Source organism: uncultured Sphingorhabdus sp. (genome assembly GCF_937872355.1).
Classification (GTDB): domain Bacteria; phylum Pseudomonadota; class Alphaproteobacteria; order Sphingomonadales; family Sphingomonadaceae; genus Sphingorhabdus_B.
In genome coordinates this window covers 1-11252 of record NZ_CALMSV010000098.1, presented here as the reverse complement: position 1 = coordinate 11252, position 11252 = coordinate 1, and the positions used below count along the sequence as shown (strand labels likewise).

14 protein-coding genes are annotated in these 11252 nt (G+C 56.3%); 6 read left to right on the top strand and 8 right to left on the bottom strand.

All coding sequences use genetic code 11. From position 1 onward, the window contains the following. From Q0239_RS05865 to Q0239_RS05855, 3 genes are all read left to right on the top strand, one after another. Positions 1-500, top strand: a 500-nt coding sequence (locus Q0239_RS05865) for a phosphatidylserine decarboxylase (protein WP_298599800.1), incomplete at its 5' end; no start/stop codon positions are given. A gap of 31 nt (positions 501-531) precedes the next feature. Beyond that, on the top strand, positions 532-1299 hold the full coding sequence (locus Q0239_RS05860; protein WP_298599797.1) for a phosphatidylcholine/phosphatidylserine synthase: 768 nt from the start codon (positions 532-534) through the stop codon (positions 1297-1299). A gap of 54 nt (positions 1300-1353) precedes the next feature. Then, positions 1354-2679, top strand: a complete 1326-nt coding sequence (locus Q0239_RS05855) for a DNA recombination protein RmuC (protein ID WP_298599794.1) — start codon at positions 1354-1356, stop codon at positions 2677-2679. Between the two features lie 6 nt (positions 2680-2685). Here Q0239_RS05855 and Q0239_RS05850 read toward each other — a convergent pair whose 3' ends face one another. From Q0239_RS05850 to Q0239_RS05820, 7 genes are read right to left on the bottom strand one after another with little or no spacing between them, the layout of a single operon-like run. Next, the gene (locus tag Q0239_RS05850; protein WP_298599790.1) at positions 2686-3489 is read right to left on the bottom strand and encodes an RNA methyltransferase; all 804 of its coding nucleotides are present in this window, start codon (positions 3487-3489) and stop codon (positions 2686-2688) included. A 6-nt stretch (positions 3490-3495) separates the two neighbouring features. Beyond that, on the bottom strand, positions 3496-3774 hold the full coding sequence (locus Q0239_RS05845) for an HPr family phosphocarrier protein (protein WP_298599787.1): 279 nt from the start codon (positions 3772-3774) through the stop codon (positions 3496-3498). Beyond that, positions 3771-4175 carry a PTS sugar transporter subunit IIA gene (locus Q0239_RS05840; RefSeq protein WP_298599784.1) on the bottom strand — a complete coding sequence of 135 codons (405 nt, stop codon included), beginning with the start codon at positions 4173-4175 and terminating at the stop codon, positions 3771-3773. The genes Q0239_RS05845 and Q0239_RS05840 overlap by 4 nt, the downstream gene beginning before the upstream one ends. A 44-nt stretch (positions 4176-4219) precedes the next feature. Then, positions 4220-5155 (bottom strand): RNase adapter RapZ, encoded by a 936-nt coding sequence (rapZ, locus tag Q0239_RS05835; RefSeq protein ID WP_298599781.1) that lies wholly within the window; start codon positions 5153-5155, stop codon positions 4220-4222. Next, positions 5152-5631 (bottom strand): aldolase, encoded by a 480-nt coding sequence (locus Q0239_RS05830; RefSeq protein ID WP_298599778.1) that lies wholly within the window; start codon positions 5629-5631, stop codon positions 5152-5154. The genes rapZ and Q0239_RS05830 overlap by 4 nt, the downstream gene beginning before the upstream one ends. Then, positions 5628-7214 (bottom strand): ATP-binding protein, encoded by a 1587-nt coding sequence (locus Q0239_RS05825; protein ID WP_298599775.1) that lies wholly within the window; start codon positions 7212-7214, stop codon positions 5628-5630. The genes Q0239_RS05830 and Q0239_RS05825 overlap by 4 nt, the downstream gene beginning before the upstream one ends. Continuing rightward, complete coding sequence (locus tag Q0239_RS05820) at positions 7183-7890, bottom strand: response regulator transcription factor (RefSeq protein WP_298599772.1); 708 nt, start codon at positions 7888-7890, stop codon at positions 7183-7185. Before Q0239_RS05820 ends, Q0239_RS05825 begins: the two co-directional genes overlap by 32 nt. A 158-nt stretch (positions 7891-8048) precedes the next feature. Here Q0239_RS05820 and Q0239_RS05815 point away from each other — a divergent pair, with 158 nt between their 5' ends. Together Q0239_RS05815 and Q0239_RS05810 are read left to right on the top strand one after the other, a co-directional pair. After that, on the top strand, positions 8049-9680 hold the full coding sequence (locus Q0239_RS05815) for a phosphoenolpyruvate carboxykinase (RefSeq protein ID WP_298599769.1): 1632 nt from the start codon (positions 8049-8051) through the stop codon (positions 9678-9680). 39 nt (positions 9681-9719) lie between these two features. After that, positions 9720-10169, top strand: coding sequence for a hypothetical protein (locus Q0239_RS05810; protein WP_298599766.1), 450 nt, complete (start codon positions 9720-9722; stop codon positions 10167-10169). 48 nt (positions 10170-10217) lie between these two features. Here the strand turns inward: Q0239_RS05810 and Q0239_RS05805 are convergent, their stop codons facing one another. Next, on the bottom strand, positions 10218-10595 hold the full coding sequence (locus Q0239_RS05805) for a DUF3597 domain-containing protein (protein ID WP_115548235.1): 378 nt from the start codon (positions 10593-10595) through the stop codon (positions 10218-10220). 175 nt (positions 10596-10770) lie between these two features. Between Q0239_RS05805 and Q0239_RS05800 the strand changes: the two genes are divergently transcribed. Next, a partial coding sequence (locus tag Q0239_RS05800) for a DUF937 domain-containing protein (protein WP_298599761.1) occupies positions 10771-11252 on the top strand: 482 nt, incomplete at its 3' end.

Sequence of the window (11252 nt, the reverse complement as noted above, 5' to 3'; positions counted from 1 at the left end):
CGGCGGCTGGTTTTGGGCCGCTGATTGAAAAGTTGTTGCCGCCGCCAGAACTCGCCGGTCCGGCGGGGCTGGGCGCCCAGCCGATGACGCGTGTCTCGATTTTCATGAGCGTGTTTGACGTGCACGTTAATCGCACGCCGATAAGGGGCACGATCAAGCGTGTCGCCTATATTGCCGGCAAATTCCTCAATGCCGATCTAGACAAGGCCAGTGAAGAGAATGAACGCCAGCATTTCCTGGTCGAACGGCCCGACGGCGTGCGCATCGGATTCACTCAGATTGCAGGTCTTGTCGCCCGTCGCATCGTCGCCTTTGTAAAGGAAGGTGACGTCGTTGCCGCTGGACAGCGTGTTGGCCTGATCCGCTTTGGCAGCCGGGTTGACGTTTATCTGCCGCACGGTACCGCGCCGCGCATCATCAAGGGGCAGCGCTGTATAGCCGGTGAAACCATCCTCGCTGAAATCGGCGTTGATCAGGATCTGCGCGCAATCGCCCATTGACAGGCGATAGCGTGCGTCCGACATCAGCATCATGACCGATAGCAATCCTCGCCCGGGAATTTCACTGCGCGCGTTGGCGCCGAATGCGGTGACAGCCATGGCGTTGTGCACGGGCCTGTCGGGCGTCTGGTTTGCCATGCAAGGTATCTGGGATGCTGCCTTGCTGTCGGTTGTTGTCGCTGGCATATTGGATGCAATGGATGGCCGCATTGCCCGCATGCTGAAGGGCGAAAGCCGGTTCGGTGCGGAACTGGACTCACTGTCCGATGTTATCGCATTCGGCGCGACCCCATCGCTCATCATTTATAGCTGGGCCCTACAACACATGCCGCGCTTTGGCTGGACGATTTGCCTGTTCTTTGTGTTGTGCGCCGCACTTCGCCTCGCGCGTTTCAATGCACGGATTGATGCCGATGATCAGCCGCACAAATCGGCAGGGTTCAACACCGGGGTTCCGTCTCCTGCAGGGGCCGGGCTTGCGTTGCTTCCGCTGACAATTTGGCTGGAAACCAATGCAGAATGGGCCCGTGACTATCGTTTGATTGGTCCGTGGATGCTGCTCTGCGCGGCCTTGATGATCTCAAATGTAGCAACCTTCAGCTGGTCGTCGATCCGCATCCGTCGTTCTTTCCGCTTTTTGGCTTTGGCAGGGGTGGGGTTATTTGCCGCGGCGTTGATTTCAGCACCCTGGGTCGCGCTTATTGCTGCAAGTGTTGTGTATGCGGGACTGATCCCGCTGAGTGTATTAAGCTATGCGAAGGTGAAGCGTACCCGCCGGGCGGTGGCGCAAAGCGCTTGACGCGCGAATGCTTCGGTCTATGTTCCATATTCGTTCCTTTGTTTGGAGCTTGAGTTGGAACCGTTAATTGCCATTATCATTGTTGTTGCCTTGCTGGCAGGGCTCGGCCTTGGCTGGCTCATGGGCGGCAAGGCTGCGCGCGCAGGCGCCGAAACGACTGTGCAATTGCGCGCCATGCTCGACGAGGTGGTTGTTGAACGCGATGCGGCCAAAGACCGGCTGGCGAGGCTTGAAACCTCGCTGGAGGAACGCGAACGGGGTTTTGACGAACAGTTGAAGGTGCTCTCGGAAGCCAAGGATTTGCTCTCTTCCCAGTTCGGCGAAATCGGGCAAAAGCTGCTCGGCGAAGCGCAACAGGCCTTTTTGCAACGCGCCGACGAGCGTTTCCATCAGGCGGGCGAAAAGAATGAAGAGCGTCTCAAACAGTTGCTGGCGCCGGTAGGCGAACGCTTGAAGGCCTATGAGGAGCAGGTCGGCAAGATCGAGAAGGAGCGTACCGAAGCCTATGGAGCGCTTACCGGCCTGATTGATCAGATGCGGGCAGGGCAGGAGCGCGTGCAGAGCGAGGCTGCGCGCTTGGTCAACAGTCTCCGCAATGCTCCAAAGGCACGCGGCCGCTGGGGCGAGCAGCAGCTCAAAAATGTTCTGGAAAGCTGCGGCCTGTCTGAACATGTCGATTTTGTAACCGAGGCGAGCGTTACCGTCGAAGACGGGCGGTTGCGGCCCGATGCCATCATTCGTGTGCCGGGCGGGCGCAGCCTCGTGATCGACGCGAAGGTTTCGTTGAACGACTATCAGGATGGTTTCAATGCCGATGATGACGATGCCCGCCAGATCGCGATGACGCGGCATACAGCCTCGATGAAGAACCATATCGAAGGGCTTTCGCGTAAGGCTTATTGGGACCAGTTTGACGATGCGCCCGACTATGTGATCATGTTCGTGCCCGGCGAGCATTTCCTCGCCGCTGCACTTGAGCATGATCCGGCATTATGGGACCACGCCTTTGAAAAGCGAGTTTTGCTGGCAACGCCGACCAATCTGGTGGCGATTGCGCGCACGGTCGCAAGTGTATGGCGGCAGGAAGGGTTGGCGCGCGAAGCCAAGCGGATTGGTGCACTGGGCAAAGAAATGTACGACAGGATTGCCGTTGCGGCAGGGCATTTGAAATCGGTCGGTTCCGGACTGTCCTCGGCCGTCAACAACTACAACAAATTTGTCGGCAGTTTTGAACGCAATGTGATGAGTACAGGCCGCAAATTCGCTGAGCTCAACATTGAAACCGGCAAACGTGAACTTGAAGATGTCCCGGAAATCGAGGCATTGCCCCGATATGGAAGTGAGGCGGAGCAGGGACTGATAGCGTCGAACGAGAAGTGATTTTTCTCAGCTGCGGCGGAATTGGTTCAGCACCTCATAGGCCATCACGGCTGCCGCGACCGCTGCGTTGAGGCTGTCAGCCTTACCCAGCATCGGCATTTTGACAAGCAAGTCGCATTCAGCTTCATAGCTTTCAGGCAAGCCCCGTGCTTCGTTACCGGTCAAAATGAAGCAGGGTGAGGTGTATTGGCCCGACTGATAGTCGGTATCTGTCTGTAGGCTGGTACCCACCAATTGCCCTGAACCGCCACGGAGCCATGGCAAAAATTCGTCCCAACGGCATTGCACCAGTTTTTGGGTGAAAATCGCTCCCATGCTCGCGCGTACCGCTTCGACGGAGAAGGGATCAGTGCAGTCGTCGAGCAGGATCAGGCCGCCAGCGCCAACGGCATCGCCCGTGCGCAACATCGTTCCCAAATTGCCCGGATCGCGCATCGCTTGCGCGACCAGCCAGATGTCGGCGCTGTTCCGATCGATCGAGTCGAGCGGCGTTGCCGTTTCGCGATACACGCCGATGACGGTCTGAGGGTTATCCTTGCCGGACAATTTGGAAAGAATGTCTGCACTGGTCTCGATAACATCACCGCCTGCCGCCAGCACTTCGCCTTCCAACGCGATTTCAAGGCTGTGGGCATCGCGATCGGTGCAGCGAAACAGCATTTCGGGCAGGAACCCTGCCTCGCGCGCTTCGGTCAGGATACGAAGCCCCTCCGCCAGAAACAGCCCTTCGCGTTTGCGATGTTTCTTTTCGCGCAGTGATCTCACCCGCTTGATCAGCGGATTGGAAAACCCGGTAATTTCCCTGCGCATAAGAGCTTAATCTTCGCCGAAGCCGTCGGTTACCAGACCGGCAAGCTTCTCAAGCGCCATTTCCGATCCATCGCCCTCCACATGCAAGGTGATATCGCTGCCCTTTGCAGCACCTAGCATCATCAGACCCATGATCGAGGTTCCGGCAACTAACTGCCCGTCCTTTTCAACTTGAACCTTGAGTCCTTCTGGTAAACGACTGACAAATGTAACAAATTTTGCGCTCGCACGCGCATGAAGGCCTTTTTGGTTGACGATGATGAGTGTGCGGCTGACCCGGCTCACCTGGATGCCTCCAGCAATTCGGAGGCCACGCTGATATATTTCCGCCCTGCATCGCGCGCTGCCAGTACCGCGTCCGAAACGCTCATATTCTTGCGCGCGCTTTCAAGGCGGATCAGCATGGGCAGGTTGACGCCTGCAATCACCTCGACCTTGCCGACTTCGAGCAAGGAGATAGCTAGATTGGAAGGTGTGCCGCCAAACAGGTCGGACAGGATGATGACCCCATCGCCACTGTCGACCTCATTGATAGCCTGCGATATCTCCCTGCGACGCGATTCCATATCGTCGCGCGGGCCGATGCAGATGGTGGCTATCTGTTTCTGCGGGCCAACTACATGCTCCATCGCGACGACAAATTCGCTCGCCAATGTCCCGTGGGTCACCAAAACCAGTCCGATCATGCGAATCCCGCTACCATATCCCTGATTGAAACCCCAATTGTCATTCAGTCATTATACATGGGGCGCGCCTGATTACCTTGCCATTCGAGCGCGTCAACCGGCCTTGAATGCAGATTGCGATGTTTTACGCTAGGCGAATAGCCGTCTTCACACAGCAAGCGGGCGAATTTTTCGGTGACGAATACCGATCGATGGCGCCCACCCGTGCAACCAAAGGCGATGGTGACATAAGCTTTACCCTGTGCGTCATATAGCGGCAGCAGGTAACGCAGCAAATCCGCGATACGATCAAAAGCGCCTTGGAAGGCCGCGTCGGAAGCGACATAGTCGCCCACGGCTTGGTCAAGCCCCGTCATCGGACGCAATTCGGAATCCCAATGCGGGTTCTTTAAGAATCTTAGATCGAAAATCAGGTCTGCATTGGGCGGTACACCGCGGGAAAACCCGAAGCTGACCAGCGACACCGTCATTTTGCCATCTGGCAACCGGAAGCGATTACGGATTTCGGCTTGTAGATAGCTGGCGGTCATGCGGGTCGTATCGATAACGAGGTCTGACCAATCTCGCAGTGGCTCCATCAAAGCCCGCTCTTGCGCAATTCCATCAATCGCCGGCCTATCCTGCGCCAATGGATGCCGCCGCCGCGTTTCGGCATAACGCCGTTCGATTTCGGCACCCGCGCAGTCCAAAAACAGCGTCATGATTTCTATATCGGTACGTTGCTGGAGCTGCTTGATTTCCGCGATAAGTTTAGCGGGTTCAAACCCGCGCGTGCGACTGTCGAAACCAATGGCTAGCGGCATTCCAGCTTCAATCTGCGCTTCGGCGGGTGGAAGGTCGAGTAGCGATTTGGCCAAACGAATCGGAAAATTATCGACCGCCTCCCAGCCCAGATCCTCCAGCGTGTTCAAAACGGTGGACTTGCCGGCGCCCGAAAGGCCAGTGACCAGCATGATCTTGTTCGTGCCGCTTCTGTTCATGCTGTACCTCGATTGTAACCTGATGTTTCCAATCGCATCGGACGCCGCCGCGCGTCAACCAAGCGGTGAAGGAGCATTTCGACTTTGAGCGGTGCCGATGTCTCGAAAGGTGACAGGGCAAAGGCGGGAACAGACCAGCCCGCCAATTCGATCCGGTCGTTGTCGGATGGAAGGCGTTCGGGGATGCTGTCGAGTGTCAGTGCCATGGCAAGTGGCGCACTTGGTATATGATCGCATTCGCAAATTCCCACGCCGCGCACTTCGATCTTTCCCGAAATGCCTGACTTGGCGTGAACTTCAGGGCCATCAGCGCCTTCCACAATGTCGCAATAGTCGTCTGAAACCAAAACCGCGCCGCGATCGATCAGGCGAATTGCCAGATCCGATTTTCCACTTCCCGAAGCACCCATCAGCAGAATAGCCTGACCATTGATCGCGACCGCAGTCGCGTGGATCAAGGTTTCTGAGTTCCTCATTGCGCCGGTTCGGCCGGCTGCTGCACGGGGAGACTGATACGGAAACAAGCACCCTGCAGGCCATCGTCACGATCATCGACGCTGATGCTGCCATGATGGCCTTCGATAATCGTTCTCGCAATGGCAAGGCCGAGGCCGCTATGTTTGCCAAAGCCTTCGCTTTCAGGACGAGCGCTATGGAAACGGCGAAACACGGTTTCGCGTTCATGTGGCGGTATACCGGGGCCCTGGTCGCTTATGCGAATAATAACTTCGTCGTCGCTTCTCGTTGCCGAAATTTCGACTACACCGTCGGGCGGCGAGAAAGAGACAGCATTATCAAGTAGATTTGTAAGCACTCGTTCGATCCGGATGTCCTCACCCAATACCACGGTTATGCCCTTGCGCGGGCGAGCAAATGCTATGCGGACGGTGCCGTCGGCACCACGGCTTTCGCGTGTTTCCAGCAATTGCTCGATCATATCACCCATGTCGATCGGCTCGAAATTGGCCTTGGCAAGTTGTGCGTCGATCCGGCTGGCATCGGAAATGTCGCTGATCAACCGGTCCATCCGTTGTACATCAGCATGCGCGACCGCCATCAATTGTGCGCGAAGCTCTGGTTTTTCGACATTGTCGATGCCATCGAGCGCAGAACGCAAGGAAGCGAGCGGGTTTTTGATTTCATGAGCCACATCGGCCGCAAAGGCCTCCGTCGCATCGATTCGCTGACGCAATGCGCTGCTCATATCCGACAAAGCCCGGGCAAGCATGCCGATTTCGTCCCGTCTTGAGGGCATGCGGGGTATGGTTACATCGGGTGATCGGCCCAGCCTTACGCGGACAGCGGCACGGGCGAGATATTGCAGGGGCCTTACGATGGTTCGGGCTAGGAACAGCGAGAGCAAGATTGAAATAACCAGCACGGCCAACATGAATATGCCGATGCTGAACCTTTCGGCCCGCACAAGCGCACGGACATCACGCGGGTTGCCGGTTGTCAGTAACCGTGTTTGACCGTCTGGCAACAGCGTAGCCGCAGTCACGACATGAGTCAGATCAGGCGCGAAGCGAACAAGTGATGTGCTCTGATTGACTTTAATCCCAGCCAATTCAGGCCAAGCGGAACCGACGTCGTTGTAGGGCTCGCGATACTGTTCAAGATCGGGTGCTACGACGATAAAATCGAATCCCCGATCCATCCAACGGGCAGCCGTCTTGCGCCACGGCTCTTTTGCCGGATCGATAAGCTGAAAGGTCGGCCCAGTCGCAGAATTGCTATCATAAGTTTTGGCGCCATCTGCCCCATAAAGCCGCACGCGCAGTTTTTCGGTCCTGGCGAAATTGGCGAGCGTTGCGGCATCTTCTTCGTCAGACATTGCGGCCAGACTTGTTGCCAACAATTTGACTTGCGATTCTGCCGCCGCTTGCCGTTCTGCAACCAGCCGGGTCCGATAGCTGTCGAGGAAGAAAAGCCCGCTGGCCATCAAAGCGAGTGCAAAAAGGTTTACCGCCAAAATGCGCGATGTGAGCGACAATTTGCGGCTCCAGCGCAGCTGGAATCGATCAGTATCAGGCGTCTGCAAAACGGTATCCAGCGCCATAGAGAGTATCAATGGCGGAAAATTCGGGGTCAATTTCCCGGAACTTGCGACGGAGCCGCTTTATGTGGCTATCGATTGTACGATCATCCACATAGATATCGTCTTGATAGGCGATATCCATTAACTGGCTGCGTGTTCGCACTACACCCGGTCTGGTGGCCAGTGCCTCTAATATCATGAATTCGGTGACGGTCAGGGTAACCGGCTTGCCTTTCCACTTAACGTGATGGCGCGCAGGATCCATTTCCAGGTCGCCGCGCACCAAGGGCTCGGGTTCGTCTCGGTTTTCCTCTTCAACGGGACGGCTGCGGACAGCAGTCCGACGCAGTATCGCTTTTACTCTCGCGACCAACAAACGCTGTGAGAATGGCTTGGTGATATAATCGTCCGCGCCCATTGCCAAACCGAGCGCCTCATCAAGTTCTTCGTCTTTCGACGTGAGAAAAATGACCGGCATATCCGATCTTTCGCGGAGGCGACGGAGCAGTTCCAGCCCGTCCATGCGCGGCATTTTAATGTCGAATATACCCAGGTCGGCAGGGTTTTCGATCAAGGCCTTGAGCGCCGCCTCGCCATCGGGGTAGAGGCGCGTGACATAGCCTTCCGCCTGCATGGCGATCGACACCGAGGTCAATATGTTGCGGTCGTCGTCGACAAGGGCGATAGTGGCAGACATCGTGGCGCTTATAAGAAGGCAATCCTGAACCTTCAATGCCAAGCGGCAAAGCCAATGTTGCAGGGTGTGACAAATTTCTTTGGGTAAATTTGCGCTGCCCATGGTTTGACGAAAAGTCAGTGGTAGGTTAGGGGCCGCTGCATTCCCCGTGCATACCTATGCACAGCTATCGCATAAAGGAAGCCATCGTGTCCGTATCGCCGAACTTCTCGCTTGAAAAACAAGGCATTGTAACTCCTGCCAAGATTTTCTGGAATCTCGGAACGGCGCAACTGGTCGAATCGGCACTGGCCAATAGCGAGGGGCAATTGGCCAAAGACGGTCCTTTGGTCGTGCAAACGGGCAAGCACACAGGCCGTTCTGCATCGGACAAATTCATTGTCCGCGATGCAACAACCGAAAACAGTATCCATTGGGGCAAGACCAATGTCGCCATGGACCCGGCGAATTTCGCTGCGTTGAAGGAAGATTTTATCGCAGCACTGGCTGCTAAGGAACAGTTGTATGTTGCGGACCTGTTTGGCGGTTCGCAGCCTGAATATCGCGTCAATGTGCGCGTGATAAACGAACTGGCTTGGCACAATCTGTTCATACGCACACTTCTCGTGCGTCCCGAGGCGGATGAACTGGCCGATCTGGTACCGGAATATACGATCATTGACTTGCCCAGCTTCCGCGCTGACCCGGCCCGCCATGGTTGCCGCAGCGAGACCGTGATTGCGGTCAACTTCACCGAGAAACTGATCCTGATTGGTGGTACGGCCTATGCAGGTGAAATGAAGAAGTCGGTATTCGGCATCCTCAACTATTTGCTGCCCGAGCAAGGCGTCATGCCGATGCACTGCTCGGCCAATATTGGCCCCAACGGTGATACCGCTGTCTTTTTCGGTCTTTCGGGTACCGGCAAGACCACACTTTCGGCCGATGCCAGCCGAACGCTGATCGGTGACGACGAACATGGCTGGTCAGACACCGCAGTCTTCAATTTTGAAGGCGGCTGCTATGCAAAGATGATCAACCTCTCGCCCGAAGCAGAGCCTGAAATTTTTGCGACGACGAAGCGCTTTGGCACCGTGCTTGAGAATGTCGTCATGAACACCGAAACCCGCGAGCTCGATTTCAACGATAACAGCCTGGCAGAAAACAGCCGGGGTTCTTATCCGATCGATTTCATTCCCAATGCATCGAAAGACAATTTGGGCCCGGTTCCCAAGAATATCATCATGCTGACGGCAGATGCCTATGGCGTGCTGCCCCCGATCGCGCGTCTGACGCCCGATCAGGCGATGTACCACTTCCTGTCTGGCTACACCGCGCGTGTTGCGGGTACCGAAATCGGCGTGACCGAGCCAACCGCAACCTTCTCGACCTGCTTTGGCGCTCCCTTCATGCCGCGTCATCCCAGCGTCTATGGCAATTTGCTGAAAGAGCGCATCGCCAAGGGCGGTGTTACCTGCTGGTTGGTCAACACCGGATGGACGGGTGGCAAGGCCACTGATCCGGGCATCAAGCGCATGCCGATCAAGGCTACGCGTGCTCTGCTTAATGCGGCGCTTGATGGCAGCCTGAACAATGCCGAGTTCCGCAAGGATCCGAATTTCGGTTTCGAATTCCCCATCGCGGTGTCTGGTGTCGACAGCAAAATCCTTGATCCGCGCGAAGCATGGTCAGACAAGGCGGCTTATGACGCCACGGCGCAAAAGCTGGTGCAGGCTTTCATCGACAATTTTGAACAGTTTGAACAACATGTCGATGCTGGCGTAAGGGAGGCGGCGCCAAAGGCCGCTTAAGCCGTTCGGTCTTTCCGGGCGCACAACGAAAGTCCGGAAATGGCCGATTTCGAAGTTCGCACATTTGATGATGACGCAGCCGTTCGCCGGGTAGGTGAGGGACTGCTCGCGTGCAATTTACCGCGCGCGGAATGGACACATGAGGCGCACCTTGCCGCCTGCCTGTGGTTGCTGCGCGAACGCATCGATATCAGGCTCGAGCAGCAACTACCTGATATCATCCGCAGCTATAATGAAAGCGTGGGCGGGGTGAATGACGATACCCAAGGCTATCATGAAACGCTGACGCAATTCTACATATCGACGGTCAAAGCGCACAACGCCGAGCAGGCCGATCTTGACCTGCTGGCTTCGGTCAATCTGCTGTTGCGGAGCAAAAGGGGTAAACGCGACTGGCCGTTGCGCTTTTACAGCAAGGACATGCTGTTTTCGGTACGGGCGCGACGAGAGCTGGTGCCGCCCGATTTGCTCGACACCCCGCACATATGAAAAGGGCGCCGCAGAAGGCGCCCTTTTCAATTGATTGTGACCTTATGCTCAGTCGAGCATGTCGGCAGGCACTTTACCGCCATTGGCTGCGAGTTCGCGCAACACGGCTTTGTGCAGCCAGATGTTCATTTCTGCGCTACCTTCGAGTTCGCCGGTATAGCCCAGTTCCATCGCCAGATCCTTGCGCTCCTGCAGCGAGCTTTCCATGCCAAGCATCTTCATCAGGTCGACGATCGAGCTGCGCCAGTTGAGGTTGCGGCCATCATTGGCGTCGATTTCCTCAAGATGCGCGATCACATCTACTTCGCTGATTGCGACAGGCGCGGCTTCGACTGGCGCAGCAACAACGGGCGCTTCAGGCGCAGGTGTTGCGGCTACGGCCTTTTTGCCGAAAATGGCATCTTTGATTTTACCGAAAATACTCATGCTTCTTCCTTCCACTTGGGGGATAGATTGAAGTCAGAATAAGCTGCTTCTGTGAGGTTTGGGAGAAGAAAGCGCCGCGCAATTGTAAAATCAAGGTCAACCGATGTTTTGCTCTATCGTAGAATTGTTGAAGCTGCGAAACTGAACTCCATTCACCTTTTGGAGGATTGTTCAAATGGACATGATGGAAGTTCTCAAACAGTCGGGCGCGATCGGCACGGTCGCGCAGCAATTGGGCGTCAATGAGCAGATCGCACAGGCTGGAGCTGAGGCTTTGTTGCCGGCGATTCTGGGCGGTTTCAAAAAGACCGCGCAGGCACAGCCCAGCGGTTTGGAAGGTCTCGGCGGCCTGTTGGGCCAGCTTGGCGGTGGCGGATTGCTCGACAGCGTGTTGTCGCCGGAGCCGACCCCGGTAGAAAAGGGCAATGATGTTCTCGGCCAGATTTTCGGGTCGAAGGATGTCAGCCGCTCGGTCGCGGGTCATGCTGCGGAGCAGACCGGTATCGATTCTTCGTTGCTGAAGAATATGCTGCCGATCCTCGCGATGCTGGTCGCCGGATATATGGCGAAACAGGCCGGTGGTGAGCAGGGCGGCGGACTCGGTGGCCTGATCGGCAGCGTGCTAGGCGGGGGTCAGTCGTCTGGAGGCGGTGGCCG